The sequence below is a fragment of the Kitasatospora sp. NPDC001527 genome (genome assembly GCF_040298605.1).
Lineage (GTDB): Bacteria > Actinomycetota > Actinomycetes > Streptomycetales > Streptomycetaceae > Kitasatospora.
Genome location: NZ_JBEPAM010000028.1, coordinates 71,521 through 86,616, shown reverse-complemented (window position 1 = coordinate 86,616; position 15,096 = coordinate 71,521). Strand labels below are relative to the sequence as shown.

At 71.1% G+C, this 15,096-nt stretch carries 13 protein-coding genes; 6 read left to right on the top strand and 7 right to left on the bottom strand.

Annotation, left to right across the window (positions count from 1 at the left end; genetic code table 11):
• Window positions 1-77: 77 nt before the first annotated feature.
• Window positions 78-1,178: a dual-specificity RNA methyltransferase RlmN gene (gene rlmN / locus ABT238_RS23995; protein ID WP_350568691.1), complete on the bottom strand. Its 1,101-nt coding sequence runs from the start codon at window positions 1,176-1,178 to the stop codon at window positions 78-80.
• Window positions 1,179-1,421: 243 nt separating this feature from the next.
• Between rlmN and ABT238_RS23990 the strand changes: the two genes are divergently transcribed.
• The gene (locus ABT238_RS23990) at window positions 1,422-2,225 is read left to right on the top strand and encodes a GntR family transcriptional regulator (protein ID WP_350786606.1); all 804 of its coding nucleotides are present in this window, start codon (window positions 1,422-1,424) and stop codon (window positions 2,223-2,225) included.
• Here ABT238_RS23990 and ABT238_RS23985 read toward each other — a convergent pair.
• A complete protein-coding gene (locus ABT238_RS23985) occupies window positions 2,209-3,336 on the bottom strand; it encodes a helix-turn-helix transcriptional regulator (protein ID WP_350787002.1) in 1,128 nt (375 codons plus the stop codon). The two genes, ABT238_RS23990 and ABT238_RS23985, sit on opposite strands and share 17 nt — an antisense overlap.
• 341 nt (window positions 3,337-3,677) lie before the next feature.
• Between ABT238_RS23985 and ABT238_RS23980 the strand changes: the two genes are divergently transcribed.
• From ABT238_RS23980 to ABT238_RS23960, 5 genes are all read left to right on the top strand, one after another.
• The gene (locus ABT238_RS23980; RefSeq protein ID WP_350786578.1) at window positions 3,678-4,145 is read left to right on the top strand and encodes a hypothetical protein; all 468 of its coding nucleotides are present in this window, start codon (window positions 3,678-3,680) and stop codon (window positions 4,143-4,145) included.
• Window positions 4,142-4,402, top strand: a complete 261-nt coding sequence (locus ABT238_RS23975; protein ID WP_350786564.1) for a helix-turn-helix domain-containing protein — start codon at window positions 4,142-4,144, stop codon at window positions 4,400-4,402. Before ABT238_RS23980 ends, ABT238_RS23975 begins: the two co-directional genes overlap by 4 nt.
• Before the next feature lie 1,161 nt (window positions 4,403-5,563).
• Window positions 5,564-6,871: a DUF3987 domain-containing protein gene (locus ABT238_RS23970; protein ID WP_350786546.1), complete on the top strand. Its 1,308-nt coding sequence runs from the start codon at window positions 5,564-5,566 to the stop codon at window positions 6,869-6,871.
• A gap of 1,097 nt (window positions 6,872-7,968) precedes the next feature.
• Window positions 7,969-8,202: a helix-turn-helix domain-containing protein gene (locus tag ABT238_RS23965; RefSeq protein ID WP_350786530.1), complete on the top strand. Its 234-nt coding sequence runs from the start codon at window positions 7,969-7,971 to the stop codon at window positions 8,200-8,202.
• Window positions 8,203-8,373: 171 nt separating this feature from the next.
• Window positions 8,374-9,615: a tyrosine-type recombinase/integrase gene (locus ABT238_RS23960; protein WP_350786518.1), complete on the top strand. Its 1,242-nt coding sequence runs from the start codon at window positions 8,374-8,376 to the stop codon at window positions 9,613-9,615.
• A gap of 184 nt (window positions 9,616-9,799) precedes the next feature.
• Here ABT238_RS23960 and ABT238_RS23955 read toward each other — a convergent pair whose 3' ends face one another.
• The 5 genes from ABT238_RS23955 to rpsB form a co-directional block, all read right to left on the bottom strand.
• Window positions 9,800-10,939: a phosphatidate cytidylyltransferase gene (locus ABT238_RS23955; protein ID WP_350786487.1), complete on the bottom strand. Its 1,140-nt coding sequence runs from the start codon at window positions 10,937-10,939 to the stop codon at window positions 9,800-9,802.
• 242 nt (window positions 10,940-11,181) lie between these two features.
• Window positions 11,182-11,739 carry a ribosome recycling factor gene (gene frr / locus ABT238_RS23950; RefSeq protein WP_350568693.1) on the bottom strand — a complete coding sequence of 186 codons (558 nt, stop codon included), beginning with the start codon at window positions 11,737-11,739 and terminating at the stop codon, window positions 11,182-11,184.
• 96 nt (window positions 11,740-11,835) lie between these two features.
• Window positions 11,836-12,600, bottom strand: a complete 765-nt coding sequence (gene pyrH, locus ABT238_RS23945; protein ID WP_350568694.1) for a UMP kinase — start codon at window positions 12,598-12,600, stop codon at window positions 11,836-11,838.
• Between the two features lie 262 nt (window positions 12,601-12,862).
• Window positions 12,863-13,702 (bottom strand): translation elongation factor Ts, encoded by an 840-nt coding sequence (gene tsf, locus ABT238_RS23940; RefSeq protein ID WP_350568696.1) that lies wholly within the window; start codon window positions 13,700-13,702, stop codon window positions 12,863-12,865.
• Between the two features lie 129 nt (window positions 13,703-13,831).
• Entirely contained in the window at window positions 13,832-14,716 is an 885-nt protein-coding gene (gene rpsB, locus ABT238_RS23935; RefSeq protein ID WP_350568698.1) for a 30S ribosomal protein S2, read from the bottom strand.
• Window positions 14,717-15,096: the final 380 nt, after the last annotated feature.

The following is a 15,096-nucleotide window of genomic DNA, read 5'->3' as shown; positions in this document are numbered from 1 at the left end:
TACTGACCCGGTGCTGACCCGGCGGGTCCGGTCCGGTCAGGTCAGGTCCTGACCTGATCCGCCGGACGGCCTCGCGGTCAGCCGGCCGCCGCGAGCTGGCCGCAGGCGCCGTCGATCTCCTGGCCGCGGGTGTCGCGGACGGTGGTCGGCACGCCGTGCGACTGGAGCCGCCGGACGAACTCGCGCTCGTCCTCGGGCCGGGAGGCCGTCCACTTCGAGCCCGGGGTGGGGTTCAGTGGGATCAGGTTGACGTGCACCCGCTGGTTCTTGATCAGCCGGCCGAGCAGGTCCGCCCGCCACGCCTGGTCGTTGATGTCCTTGATCAGGGCGTACTCGATGGAGATCCGGCGGCCGGACTTCTCGGCGTAGTTCCACGCCGCGTCCAGCACCTCGGCGACCTTCCAGCGGGTGTTGACCGGCACCAGCTCGTCGCGCAGCTCGTCGTCCGGCGCGTGCAGCGACAGCGCCAGGCGGCAGCTGAGCCCCTCGTCGGCGAAGCGGTGCATCGCCGGGACCAGGCCGACGGTGGAGACGGTGATGCCGCGCTGGGAGAGGCCGAAGCCGTCCGGCGCCGGGTCGGTCAGCCGGCGGATCGAGGCCAGCACCCGGTTGTAGTTGGCCAGCGGCTCGCCCATGCCCATGAAGACCACGTTGGAGAGCCGGGCCTCCCCGCCCGGGATCTCGCCGGCCTTGAGCGCGCGCATCCCGGCGGCGATCTGCTCGACGATCTCGCCGGTGGACAGGTTGCGGGTCAGCCCCGCCTGGCCGGTGGCGCAGAACGGGCAGTTCATGCCGCAGCCGGCCTGCGAGCTGATGCACATGGTGACCCGGTCCGGGTAGCGCATCAGCACCGACTCGACGAGCGTGCCGTCGAAGAGCTTCCAGAGCGTCTTGCGGGTGGTGTCGTCGTCGCAGGACACGTGCCGCACCACCGACATCAGCTCGGGCAGCAGGCTCCCGGTGAGCTTCTCCCGGCTGGCGGCGGGGATGTCCGTCCAGCTCGCCGGGTCGTTCGACATCCGGCCGAAGTAGTGGTTCGAGAGCTGCTTGGCGCGGAACGGCTGCTCGCCCAGCTCGGCGACGGCCTCCTTGCGCTCGGCGGGGCTCAGGTCGGCGAGGTGTCGCGGGGGCTTGGCGCCGCGCGGCGCGACAAAGGTGAGTTCTCCGGGCTTAGGCATGGTCCGTCCAGTGTCGCAGACGCCGGATGCTGACCCCCTCCCCACAAGGGAGTGAACGGTCGGTGCTGGCCGTCACTTGTCATCGTTGGCCACCTCCGGACGGCCCACAGACGGCCCGGCCGACGGCATCGCGGCCTAGGGGGAGCCACCCGGTCTGACATGAGAAAGACCACCATGAAGAATGCATCGATGCGCCTAGACTGGCGCGCGCCAGTCGCCGACGGTGGGAGAGTGCGAGAGGGCATGGGCGGGAAGACCGAGCAGATCGAAGAGACCATCCGGGAGTGGATCCGGTCCGGCAAACTCGCCGAGGGCGCCAAGCTGCCTTCCGAGCGGGTGCTGTCGGCGGACCTCGGCGTCGGTCGGACTACCGTCCGGCTCGTCCTGGCGAAGCTCGCCGCCGAGGGGCTGGTCATCGCCCAGCACGGGAGCGGCTACTACGTCAGCGCGGCCGAGCAGCCGACCGCCGCGACGGTCACCGCGCCGCACGGCGAACTGGAGCCGTGGCGGATCCACGGCGAGCGCCTGGTGTACGACAACGAGTGGGTCAAGCTCGCCCTGGTCGATGTGGAGCCGCCGGGCGTTGAGCGCTTCGAGCACCACGTCGTCCGGCTCCAGCACGTGGCCATCACGGCGGTTGTGGACGACCAGGACCGCGTGCTCATGCTCTGGCGGTACCGGTTCGTTCCGGGCCGGTTCGGGTGGGAGCTTCCCGGCGGGATCGTGGACGCGGGCGAGGATGCCGCTGCGGCGGCGGCCCGTGAAGTCGAGGAGGAGACCGGCTGGCGGCCGGCCACGGTTGAGCACGTGGTCACCTACCAACCGATGGTGGGCATGGTGGACTCCCCTCACGAGATCTTCGTGGCCCGGGGCGCAACGCTCGTCGGCGAGCCGACGGACGCGGAAGAGGCCGGGTTGATCGAGTGGATCCCGCTGGCCGACGTCCCGGGCCTCATCGCCCGTGACGAGCTGCTCGGCTCGGGAACGCTCGTCGCTCTGCTCCACCTGCTGGCCACCCGCTCTCAGCGGCCTACAAGCGCCCGGTAAGACGCTCGATCCGCCTCCTCTGCCGAACCGACCCTGTGCGGTTCGCGAGGAGGCGGGCCTTTTGCAGGTGCTCTCTCGCCTGGCCGAACTCTCCGCGCGCCAGGTGCGCCTGTGCCAGATCGCACCGCAGGCCCGCCGTCGCCCGTGTGAACGCCGGATCCATCCGCTCAAGGGCTACGTACAGCTCGGCAAGTGCGTCATCCTCTCCGAGCATGGCGAGAGCGTTCCCGCGCCAGCGCGCCATGTGGCCAGCGTTCAGGAAGATGCTCAGCATGTCGGGGTCGCGCGCTTCGTCGCCAGCGGGCAGCACAGCCGCTGCGCGGTCCAGCGCATCACGGCAGTCACGAGCGAGACCCGCCTTCGCGCACAGCTCTGCCTCCGCCGCGAACAGCCACGCGGCAAGCCGCGGGGACACCTTCGTCCCGCCGGTCCGCTGAGCGTCGCGCACCAGGTCCACCGCCATTTCCGGGCGGCCCGCATCGGCGAGGACGTACGCCTGTTCCGCCATGGCGTGCGCGAGGTACATAGGCTGCTCGGCTTCGGCCGCCGCCCGCTTGCCCAGCTCGTAGTGACGCCATGCGCGCTCCACCGCTCCGACGTCCAAGGCCTGCCAGGCCGCGAGCGTGGCCGCGCCCGCCAAGGCCGTGGCCACCGGCCGACGAGCGTCGGGAAGAACCGCGAACGTCAGCGCGTCTTCCAGCGCGTCGAGATGCGCCCGCATCTGGTCGACCAGCGCGGCGGCGCCCATCTGCCGATCGAAGCTCCGGAGGAGTTCGGTCTGGTTCAGGAAGGTGTCCACCATGCCGAGGCTTAGACTGCGGGCCGAGTCGATCCGGCCGATGAGTTCGTCGTAGCCGTCGGCGGCGGGGGCGGCCGACTCCGGGGCTCCGAACAGCTCGTCATCGGTCATCCCGAACAGCGCCCGGAGGATCAGCGCGTAGGTGCTGGAGACCGCGCGGCGCCCGTTCTCCCACTCGGAGACGTAGACCTTGAGGCTGGCCGGCGAAGCCACGTCGGTGAGGTGCTGCTCGGCGTACCGGCTGATCTCCCGGACCAACCGCTCTTGAGACCAGCCGCGCTGCTTGCGGGCCTCCCTTAGACGCTGTCCCATGTGCCCGCCCCTGCCGTGGTGACGCCCGTTCGTGGTCGGCATGTTCGTACTCAGCATGCCGCACGTAGAACTCCCCCATGGCGGGTTAACAAAACAGGGTTAACCCCCGCTGGCTACCGGGTCGTTGGCGCACGTCGTTCCATAGAGATGCGGCCGGAACTGACGGCCCGACAGGGAAACGCTTGACACTGGTGCGCACCAGTTGCCAAACTACTGGTGCGCACCAGTTGAGAGACGGGTCGCCCCCTCGGGGGTGCCCGTGAAGCCCAGGTAGACGCAGTGGAGCGGCGCCCATCCGCCAAGAAAGCCGCCGCTCCGCGCCCCATGAAGGGAGTTCCATCATGCACGCTTCGCTCGCCACCCAGCCACTGACCGTCGGTCCCGTCCGCTCCCAGGTGAGCGTGTTCGGCGACCCGGACGACGGTGAGACCGCCCCGCGTGTGGCGGTGCAGATGACCCTGCACCTGTCGTTCACGGAGATCCTGGGCCGCCTGCTCTTCACCCCGCACGCGGTCCTGATGCAGGAGGACCTGAAGCCCGGAAACGAGTCCAAGATCATGGAGTGCCTGTGGTACGCCATGGCGCAGACCAGCGTGGACGTGGCCGAGGACTTCGCCGACATGGCCATGGACATCTACACCGGCCGCCACGCCTCCGACCTCCACGACTTCGCGGTGAGCCTCGGAACCGTCATTACCCACATCTTCGGCGTCACCGCCCCGGAGGCGCCCGCCGCCCCGACCGACACCCCCGGCGTGCGGGTCGTCACCTCCGCCGCGCTGGTCGGGCAGGGAGGGATGCGCGTATGAGCACGTCGCAGCCCACGAGCGGCGAGCTGCTGGCCGAACTGGCCGGGTACGGCTCGGACGAACCGCTCAGGCTCGCCCAGGTGGCTCGGGCGCTCGGCGTCTCGGACGAGACCGCGCGCCGGGAGGTGCACTCCGGTCGGCTCCCGTCCTACCGGGTGGGCACCGGCCGGGGCACGATCCGCATCGAGCGCGAAGCCTTCCGGGCCTACCTCAGGGCCCGGGGCATCCCGCACGGCAGGGCCGCGCTCACCGGGTGAACACCCCGTCGGCGGTGAACACTCACCGGCGCTCACCACCCGCTCACCCGGTGCTCACCGGCCTGGCCGGGTACGGCGTATCCGGTGCACCCGCAGGTGTATCCGCCCGGCCTGTACGGCGGGTACACCGCCCGCCGAACGGGCTGGTGTTCACCACCGCTCACCGGCGCTCACCAGGGCGGAGTACGTACCCGGGTACGCGAGTACACCCCCGGGTACACGCGCCGGTCGGCTCGGAGCATCCGGCCTTCCCTCCGGACTTCTCCGGAACCGTTCCCGGCGTTCCCCGGAACCGTTCCCGGCGTTCCCGAAAGCGTTCCCACCCCGTTCCCCCAAGGGCCGATCGCCAACCAACCAGTTGCACCGACCGGCCCTGAAACACCGCCGCCCGCACCTGAAACGGCGGGTGGTGAACCTGAAACAGCAGCCCGTCGGGGCGGGTGTTCACCACCGCTCACCGGGTGAGCACCCGACGGTGCTGAAGCCGTCGGTGCCGTGCCTGAAGCTCCACCGGCCGGACCTGAAACAACCGTCGGTGGCGCTGAAACGGCGGGCTGTCGGGAGCGGTGAACACGGGTGAACACCGGTGAGCACGGGCCCGTCCCCGAAGCGTTCACCCCCTCCAACCGGGCGGGGGTGAAACACCCCGGGGCGCCGCTGAAACCCGGACCGGTGCCCCTGAAACGGCCCGGGTGAGCGCCGGTGAGCGGCGGCGAACACCCGGCCGTTCACCGGCCACCAGGGGCCGGAGAAGCGCTGTTCCGGTCACCGCCCCTGACCCGACCGAAGAGACCACCCGGCCCCCGGGCGGCTCGCCCCACAACAAGAGGAGCACCCCGTGCCCCTGGTGCTCCTCTTCCAACCCCGACGGCGGCCGAGTGGCCTCTTCACCACCCGGCCACCCCGCCCCCTTGCTGATCAGCGAGAAGGGTGTCCCTGCCGGTGAGCACCCGGCCGACGGACGGCACCACCCCCTTTAAGAGCGCTGTTCCTTGGCGGAGCGGGGGCGACGGTGCCCGGCCTGCCCGCCCCGATCCCCCGAGGAGAAGCGCTCTTAAGGGGGCAGCGATCCCCCGACGGAGGAACCGACCCGTGCGCGACCCACCACCCGAACGGCCCGTACCGCCGTCCCTGACCGACCCGCGAACCGCCGGAGAACCCGTGTCTGTCGAAACCCTCCCCACCGCCCCCGACGGCCGACCACAGGCCCGACCCAACCCCCTGTACGACCCCGCCACCGGCGCCGCGCGCCCCGAACGGCCGGGCCCCGTCCCCGACCCGGACGTGTTCTGCGGCTGGGCCGGACAGACCGTCCGCGACCTCGACCCGACCACCGAGGCCGACCCCGTCGGCATCCTGGTGAACCTGCTGTCCGCCGCCGGCGCCGCCATCGGCCCGGGCCCGTTCCTGTGGATCGGCAACGACCGCCACCCCGCCCTCATCTGGGCCCTCACCGTCGGCGCCACCGCCGCCGGGCGGAAGGGCGCCGCCACCAACACCGTGAAGCGCCTCCTCGCCGCCACCGTCCCCGACTTCACCGCCGCCAACGCCCGCTCCGGCCTCTCCTCCGGCGAGGGCCTGATCGAAGCGGTGCGCGACGGCGACGGCGACAAGGACCCCGGCATCACCGACAAGCGCCTGTGGGTCGTCGAGTCCGAGTACGGCGTCACCATGGCCCGGGGACGGCGCGAAGGGTCCTCCCTGAGCGGCATCCTGCGGCAGGCGTGGAACGGCGAAGACCTCGGGGTGATGAACCGGGAGGCCCTGTCCGCGACCGCCCCGCACATCGCCGTCATCGGCCACATCAGCCCGCGCGAGCTGCGGGCGAAGATGCAGGACGCCGAGATGGCCGGCGGCACCTACAACCGCTTCCTGCCGGTCTTCGTCCACCGCAACCTGCTGCTGCCGGACGCCGCGGGCGCCCCGGACGAGCTGATCGACAACCTCGCCACCGCCTGGCGCACCGTCCTTGCCGACGCCCGCCGCATCGGCGAAGTCCAGCTCAGCCCGGAGGCCGCGCAGCTCTGGCGCGACGAGGTCTACCCGGCGCTGTGCGGGGATGAGGCCGATGACGGGCCCCTCGCGGAGTTCACCGCCCGCGCCGCCCCCTACGCCAAGCGCGCCGCCATGGTCTACGCGCTGACCGACCACACCGACCGCATCCACGAACACCACCTGCGGGCCGCCTGGGCCCTGGTCCGCTACGGCCGGGCCAGCGCCGCCCACATCCTCGGCGCGCTCGCCGACGGCACCGGGGACCCCGACCTCGACAAGCTCGCCGCCGCTGTGAAGGCCGCCGCGCCCGGCGGGCTGAGCGGGGACGACGTCTACCGGCTTTTCAAGCGCCGCAACGCCGCCTACCGCGCCGACCTCACCGCCCGCCTGTGCGAGCTGCCCGGCTTCGCCGCCGCCCAGGTGCCCGGCGACGGCCGCCACCGCACCGTCTACCTCTTCGCACCCCCCGAGTGAAAAGGGTGAGAAGGGTGAAAAGGCCGCTGACCTGCGAAAACGCCGGGTGAGAAGCGGGGTGGAAAGGGGTGCTAAGCCCCCAACCCCCCGCAGCCCCCGACCCTTTCCACCCCTTTCCACCCCACTTAGCACCAGCCAAAACCGCAGGTCAGACCCCTTAACAACCTTCTCAACCTTTTCACCCGCACCCCGGACCGGAAGGCCGCCACCATGCCCCTCATCCACGCCCCGTCGACCGCCCGGCCGTCCACAAAACTGGACACCCCACCGGCCACCCCGACGCCCCGCGCCCGCTCCCCACCAAGACCGCCGGGAAGACACCACCCCCGCCGACGCCCGGCGGGCGGGTGGCCTCTTCAGGACCACACCGCGTCACCGAGCCAGGGCCACACGGCGACCGTCACCCACCGTCACCAAAAGAGATCACCCCGGCCGTCAGACGCCGGGTGTCAGGAACCGTCTGACACCCGCTGACGCCCAGATCCCCGGGTAACGCGCACGCGCGCGCGAGCTGACGCCTCTGACACCCCCGTCTGACGGCCCTGACACCCCGTCTGACACCCGCTCTGACACCCTCCGGCACCCCTCAGCGCGCCGTCCTGACGGTCCTGACACCCCGCCGCGAGCCGTTCTGACCGTCCTGACACCCCCCGGACCCCGCCCGCCGGACCGTCCTGACGGTCCTGACACCCCTGACGGCCGCCCTGACACCCCCGGCACCGTCACCCACCGCAGCCAGACCGACCACCGGCCCGCTTGTCGCCTGTCTTGTCGCCTGTCGCCCCAACCCCCCGCCGATCCACCCCCAAGCCCCGGAACCCCCCTCCGACCTGGGGGGCGACAAGCGACAAGACAAGCGACAAGCCAGGCAGACGACAAGCCGCACGACAAGCGAGACGACAGCCCCACCACCCACCTGTCACCTGTCGCCTGTCACCTGTCATCCCCACCCCGAAACGGGCCCCACAGCCCCGAAACACCCCCCTGACCTGCGCCTTACAGGCGACAGACAGGTGACAGGCGACAGGTGACAGACAGGCCACACGACAGGTGAGGCGACAGGTGCCGCAACAGCCCAACCGCCCCCGGAGGAGACCTTGGCCAACCGCCGCACCCCGCCCGACAACCCGCCCGCCGCCGTCCCCCTGCCCACCCGCTTCCTCACCCCCGAGGACATCGCTTCCCTCTTCGGCGTCCCGCTGGAGACCGTCTATCAGTGGCGCCGCAAGCACACTGGCCCGCCCGGCTTCCGCGTCGGCCGGCACCTGCGCTACCACCCCGACGCCGTCGCCCAATGGGTCACCGACCAGACACACCAGACCGCCGCCTAACCCGACTGTCAGGTGACAGGCGCCAGTCGCTGACTGTCACCCGAGGCCGATTCCCCCAGGTAACGCGCGCGCGAGGGGTGACAGTCACCGACTGGCACCCCCCTGTCACCCCCGCTGGCACCTGATCTTGCAGCCCCTGGCACCCCTTCGCGACCACCCAAGGAGCGGCCCATGGCCGGCCACATCCAAGACCGCTGGTACAAGACCGAGACCGGCCCCGACGGCAAGCCCCACCGCGTCCGCACCGACCGCTACGGCACCGGCAAGCGCTACCGCGCCCGCTACATCGGGCCCGACGGCACCGAGAAGTCCAAGAGCTTCCCCGACCGCCAGAAGCGGCAGGCCGAGGACTGGCTGACTCGGATCGAGGCCGACATGTCGCGCGGCCAGTACCTCGACCCCAAGGCGTCCAGGACGACCTTTCAGCAGTTCGCCGAGCGGTGGCTCAAGGCCCAGACCACCGACCCGGCCAGCCAGGTCCTGGTGGAGACCAGGCTACGACTGCACGCGTTCCCCCGGATCGGCCGCCGACCGCTCGACTCGTTCCGGCCCTCCCACATTCAGGAGCTGGTGAAGGAGCTGGAGCAGAGCCCGATCTCGGGCGGGTACGCCCGGAACATCTACTCGGACGTCCGGTCCGTTCTGTCGGCCGCCGTGGACGACGGACTCCTTAGTCGGAACCCGTGCGGCGCGGCGTCGGTCCGCCCGCCGGCCGTCGAGACTCGCCGCGTCGTGCCCTGGCTCCCGGAGCAGGTGTTCGCGGTGCGCGGCGCACTGCCGGAGCGATACCGAGCGATGGCCGACCTGGGCGCCGGGTGCGGACTGCGGCAGGGCGAGATCGTCGGCCTGGCGGAGGACGACGCACTCGACTTCGAGACGGGTACCGTCCACGTGCTCCGTCAGGTGAAGCAGATCCGGGGGAAGGCCGTGTTCGCTCCGCCGAAGTGCAACAAGGAACGCGACGTGCCGCTCCCCAGCTCCGTGGCTGCTGCCGTCCGGGCCCACATGGACGGCTGCAAGCCCGTGCCGGTCACGCTCCCGTGGAAGACCCCGGACGGGCCGCCGGTCACCTTCCGGCTGCTGTTCAGCAACACGGCCGACGGGTTGGTCTGGCGGAGCAACTTCAACCTGCAGGACTGGAAGCCCGCGCTCGCGGCGGCCGGCCTCATCCCGACGCCGCGCCCCGGCGAGGCCTACGCCTCCGCGAGGGAGCACGGCATGCACGCCCTGAGGCACTTCTACGCCTCCGTGCTGCTCGACGCCGGGGAGAGCATCCGGGCCGTGAGCGACTACCTGGGCCACGCCGACCCGGCCCTGACACTCAGGGTCTACGCCCATCTCATGCCGAACAGCCAGGACCGCGCCCGGAAGGCCGTCGACCGGCTGTTCCTGCCGGGCGATTCGACCACCTGACGGCCCAGGGACGGCCCGGCAGACGCGCGAGGGCCCCCTACACGCGGGAAAGTCGCAGGTAGAGGGCCCTTCGTCGCCGCCCCGGTGAGTGTTCTCCGGGCTTAGGCATGGTTGTTCCAGTGTCGCAGACGCGCGAAGGCCCCGGACGCCGTGCGTCCGGGGCCCGTGGGCGCGGGTCGGCGGCTCAGCTGCCGACGAAGGCCGCCAGCAGCAGCCAGACCACCGGGGCGGTCGGCAGCAGCGAGTCCAGCCGGTCCATGATCCCGCCGTGGCCGGGCAGCAGGGTGCCCATGTCCTTGATGCCCAGGTCGCGCTTGATCATCGACTCGCCCAGGTCGCCCAGGGTCGCGGTGACCGCCGCGCAGCCGCCCAGGATCAGGCCCTGCCACCAGCTGCCGCCGTCGATGATCAGCTCCATCAGCAGCGCGCCCGCCAGCATCGACAGGCCGATGCCGCCGGCCAGGCCCTCGCGGGTCTTGCCCGGGCTGATCGTCGGCGCCAGCTTGTTCCTGCCGAACTTGTAGCCCACCGCGTACGCCCCGGTGTCGCTGCACACCGTGACGATGAGGAAGAGCACGATCCGCTGCGGACCGTCGTCGGCGGCCAGCATCATCGCCACGAAGGTCGCGAGGAACGGGACGTAGAAGGCGGTGAAGATGCCCGCCGTTATGTCCCGCAGGTAGTTCTCGGGCGGCTCGGTCATCCGCCAGACCATCACCGCGAGCCCGGTGAGCGCGAGCGAGGCCGCCGCCCACTGGATGCCCGACCAGTAACCGGTGGCGACCATGGCGATGCCACCCGCGACCAGCGGGATCAGCGGCGCCTTGATCTCCTTGCGCTCGGCCAGCCTGCTGGTCAGCTCCCAGACGCCGACCGACACCGCCGCGATCACCACGACCAGGAACAGCGCCTTGACGACGAACAGCGAGGCGACGATCACCGCGCCGAGGCCGACGCCCACGCCTATCGCGGCCTGGAGGTTGCGGCCGCCGCGCTGTTTGCGCTGCGGCGGCTGAGGCTGCGGATCGGCCTGGGCCACGGGTGTCTCCTGCGCTGGGTGGGACGACGGCACGAGGAAGGGCTGCCCCGCCACCGGTCCGCCCGGCGTGCCGGGGTACGGCCCGCCCGCGGGGGCGGGCGGGGTGTCGTCGGTGATCGCGCGCAGCACGACCGTCTCCGACGCACCCGGCTCCGCCGCCCCGGGCTGCTCGTCGCGGAACAGCGGTCCGCTCAGCCGACCCGCCTCCCGGGCCGGCCCCTCGGCGGGGTCGGCCCCGGGCGCGGGCGCGGGCTGGGGGCCCGGGTCGGCCGGTACGGGAGGCATGACCTGAGTCTCCTCCGCGTCCGGGTCCCAGTACACCGGAGGCTGCTGGGAGTGACCCGTTCGGTGGCCGGGGTCACCCGCGCCGTACTGCCCGTACGGTCCGGGCTGCGGCGCCGGGTGCCCGGGTATGCCGGAGGCCTGCGCAGGGGCGGCTGGTCCCTGCGCAGGCCGGTGCGGCCGGTACGGCTGGTACTGCTGGTCGGACGGGCCCCAGTAGCCAGGGGCGTCAGGGGCGTCGTTCATCAGACCTCGAGCAGCTCGGCTTCCTTGTGCTTCAGCAGCTCGTCGACGGAGGCCACGTACTTGGCCGTGGTGTCGTCGAGCTCCTTCTCGGCGCGGCGGCCGTCGTCCTCGCCGACCTCGCCGTCCTTCACCAGCTTGTCGATGGCGTCCTTGGCCTTGCGGCGCACGGCGCGGATCGAGACCTTGGCGTCCTCGCCCTTGCCGCGGGCGATCTTGATGAACTCGCGGCGGCGCTCCTCGGTCAGCTCGGGGAGCACGACCCGGATGATGGAGCCGTCGTTCGACGGGTTGACGCCCAGGTCGGAGTCGCGGATCGCCTGCTCGATCGCCTTCAGCGCGGTCTTGTCGAACGGCGAGACGACCGCCATCCGGGGCTCCGGCACGGAGAAGGAGGCCAGCTGGTTGATCGGCGTCACGGCGCCGTAGTACTCCGCGACGATCTTGGCGAACATCGCCGGGTGCGCGCGGCCGGTGCGGATGGCGGCGAAGTCGTCCTTGGCGTGGGCGACGGCCTTCTCCATCTTCTCCTCGGCGTCGAGGAGGGTCTCTTCGATCACTGTGATCTCCCTGTCCGGTTCATCTGCGGTTGTCCCGACCGGTGTCGGCGGCGGGGCCTCGCGGCCGCGGCGCCGTCCGGTGCGGCTGGTGGCTGCTCAGGCCCGGACAGAATCCTGGCTGATGAGTGTGCCGATCTTCTCACTCTTCACCGCCCGGGCGATATTGCCCTCCGCGAGCAGCTCGAAGACCAGCATCGGGAGGTTGTTGTCCTTGCACAGCGTGATCGCGGTGAGGTCGGCGACCTTGAGGTCGCGCGCGATGACCTCGGAGTACTCCAGCGCGTCGAACTTGACCGCGTCGGGGTTGGTCCGGGGGTCGGCGTCGTAGACGCCGTCCACGCCGTTCTTGCCCATCAGCAGGATGTCGGCGTGGATCTCCAGGGCCCGCTGCACGGCCGTGGTGTCGGTCGAGAAGTACGGCATGCCCATACCGGCACCGAAGATCACCACGCGGCCCTTCTCCAGGTGCCGGACGGCGCGCAGCGGCAGGTACGGCTCGGCGACCTGGCCCATCGTGATGGCGGTCTGGACCCGGGTCTCGATGCCCTCCTTGACCAGGAAGTCCTGGAGCGCGAGGCAGTTCATGACCGTGCCGAGCATGCCCATGTAGTCCGAACGGGCCCGGTCCATGCCGCGGACCTGGAGCTCTGCGCCGCGGAAGAAGTTGCCGCCGCCGATCACCACGGCGACCTCGGTGCCCGCGCGGACGACCGTGGCGATCTCGCGGGCGATCGCGTGCACGACGTCCGGATCGACGCCGAGCCCGCCGCCGCCGGCGAAGGCCTCACCGGACAGCTTCAGCAGCACCCGGCGGCGCGTGCCGTCGTGGGTGTCCTGCGCGGTCTCCTGCGTCTCCTGCATGGACTTCTCCTTCTACACCTACTGGTTCACAGGCGCGGACGTGCGGATCCCCGGCCTGCGCGTACACGCGAGGAGGCCACTGCCGCGGGAACCGGTTCGGTGTCCTGCACGGCAATGGCCTCCTCGTCGTTCATGCTGCCGACGTGGCTCGCCCATGGACGGATGGCGCTGGGTGAGCCCGTACGGCGCGTTCCCTCCCGCCCCGGTCAGCGGGGCGGGGGCGGTTTCCAGCCTACGGCCGGAAGCCCGGGTGGAACGTGGCTCAGGCGCCGACGCGGAAGCGGGCGAAGCGCTTGAGGGCGACGCCGTTCTCCTCGAGGACCTTGGCGACGGTCTTCTTGTTGTCCTTCGCGAAGGCCTGCTCCAGGACGGAGTTCTCCTTCACGAAGCCGGTGACGCGGCCCTCGACGATCTTCGGCAGGGCGGCCTCCGGCTTGCCCTCCTCGCGAGCGGTGGCCTCGGCGACGCGGCGCTCGTTCTCGAGGTCCTCGGCCGGGATGTCCTCGCGGGACAGGAACTTCGGCGCGAAGGCGGCGATGTGCTGCGCGACGTCCTTGGCGACCTCGGCGTTCTCCTTGTCCAGCTCGACCAGGACGCCGACGGCCGGCGGCAGGTCGGGGCTGGTCTTGTGCAGGTAGACCGCGACGAAGCCGTCGCCGCCGAACTGCGCGAAGCGGCGGAAGACGATCTTCTCGCCCAGGGTCGCGTTGGCCTCGTCGACGAACTGCTGGACGGTCTTGCCGGCCTCGATCTCGGAGGCGAGGGCGGCGTCCAGGTCGGCCGGAGCGGTGGCGGCGACGTGGGCGGCGATCGCGTCGGCGACCTTGACGAAGTTGTCACCCTTGGCGACGAAGTCGGTCTCGCAGTTCAGCTCGACCAGGACGCCGGACTTCTTGTCCTCGGCGATCAGCGCGGCGACGGCACCGTTGGAGGCGTCGCGGCCCTCGCGCTTGGCAACGCCCTTCTGGCCCTTGATGCGAAGGATCTCGACGGCCTTCTCGACGTTGCCCTCGGCCTCGTCCAGGGCCTTCTTGCAGTCCATCATGCCGGCGCCGGTGAGCTCACGGAGCTTCTTGACGTCCGCGGCGGTGAAGTTCGCCATGGTGTGAATCTCTTCTCGCGTCTCGCGTGTCTGCGTGGGGTAGTGCCCGGGCCGGTGGTTCGGCCCAGGCACGGGAGAGAGGGGCACCGACCGGTGTCGTACCGGCGGGTGCCCCTCACCCTTGGTACGTCAGGCCTGCTCGGCCGGCGCCTCGGCGGCGGGGGCCTCAGCAGCGGGGGCCTCGTCGGCCGGCGCCTCGGCGGCGGGGGCCTCAGCGGCGGGGGCCTCGTCGGCCTTCTTCTCGCCCTCCAGGAGGTCCTTCTCCCAGTCGGCCAGCGGCTGGTCGGCACCCGGCTCGGCCTTGACGTCGCCCTTGGCGACACCCGCGCGGGACTTGAGGCCCTCGGCGACGGCGTCGGCGATCACACGGGTCAGCAGGGTGACGGAGCGGATCGCGTCGTCGTTGCCCGGGATCTTGTAGTCGACCTCGTCGGGGTCGCAGTTGGTGTCGAGGATGGCGACGACCGGGATGTTGAGCTTCCGGGCCTCGCCGACCGCGATGTGCTCCTTCTTGGTGTCCACGATCCAGACGGCGCTGGGAACGCGCTGCATGTCGCGGATACCGCCGAGGGTCTTCTCCAGCTTGTCGTGCTCGCGCTGGAGGACCAGGAGCTCCTTCTTGGTGAGGCCGGAGCCGGCCACGTCCGAGAAGTCCAGCTCGCCCAGCTCCTTGAGGCGCTGCAGACGCTTGTAGACGGTCGAGAAGTTGGTCAGCATGCCGCCGAGCCAGCGCTGGTTCACGTAGGGCATGCCCACGCGGGTGGCCTGCTCGGCGATGGCCTCCTGGGCCTGCTTCTTCGTGCCGACGAAGAGGACGCTGCCGCCGTGGGCAACGGTCTCCTTGATGAACTCGAAGGCGCGGTCGATGTAGTTCAGCGACTGCAGGAGGTCGATGATGTAGATGCCGTTGCGCTCGGTGATGATGAAGCGCTTCATCTTCGGGTTCCAGCGGCGGGTCTGGTGACCGAAGTGGACGCCGCTCTCCAGCAGCTCCCGCATCGTGACGACGGCCATGGCCGTGCTCCTCAGGTGTTACGCCCGGCATCGGCGCAGGCGTCGCGGTCGGCGCGCGGTGGCGCTCCCCGCTCGGCGCGTGCGTACGGCCGGGTCAGGCTCGGTTTGTCCGTGGCGGCCAGGTGACAGCCACGCCTGACGCCCCGAACGTGCCGAGCCGCTTCCACCCGGTGGTCCGAGGACCGGCCGGGCTCGGCGGACCGAGCGGCACTCGCACCTGGCAGGGGTGGCGGCGGAGCCGCTTCTGACCACCGGTGGCGGGGCGTGCGAAGTCGACCCGGCGGACCGGGTCGCGTGTGAAGTGTACGGGAAGCGCCGAGCGCCGGGCGACTCCGCGGGGAGCGGGCGGCCGGGGACACCCCTGGTCCGGGGCGCCCGGA

Coding starts and splice junctions, on each gene's coding strand:
- ABT238_RS23975 (WP_350786564.1), top strand. CDS start 4,142: ATGAGCACGTCGCAGCCCACGAGCGGCGAGCTGCTGGCCGAACTGGCC.
- tsf (WP_350568696.1), bottom strand. CDS start 13,702: ATGGCGAACTTCACCGCCGCGGACGTCAAGAAGCTCCGTGAGCTCACC.
- pyrH (WP_350568694.1), bottom strand. CDS start 12,600: ATGCAGGAGACGCAGGAGACCGCGCAGGACACCCACGACGGCACGCGC.
- ABT238_RS23980 (WP_350786578.1), top strand. CDS start 3,678: ATGCACGCTTCGCTCGCCACCCAGCCACTGACCGTCGGTCCCGTCCGC.
- rlmN (WP_350568691.1), bottom strand. CDS start 1,178: ATGCCTAAGCCCGGAGAACTCACCTTTGTCGCGCCGCGCGGCGCCAAG.
- rpsB (WP_350568698.1), bottom strand. CDS start 14,716: ATGGCCGTCGTCACGATGCGGGAGCTGCTGGAGAGCGGCGTCCACTTC.
- ABT238_RS23960 (WP_350786518.1), top strand. CDS start 8,374: ATGGCCGGCCACATCCAAGACCGCTGGTACAAGACCGAGACCGGCCCC.
- ABT238_RS23955 (WP_350786487.1), bottom strand. CDS start 10,939: ATGCCTCCCGTACCGGCCGACCCGGGCCCCCAGCCCGCGCCCGCGCCC.
- ABT238_RS23985 (WP_350787002.1), bottom strand. CDS start 3,336: ATGGGACAGCGTCTAAGGGAGGCCCGCAAGCAGCGCGGCTGGTCTCAA.
- ABT238_RS23990 (WP_350786606.1), top strand. CDS start 1,422: ATGGGCGGGAAGACCGAGCAGATCGAAGAGACCATCCGGGAGTGGATC.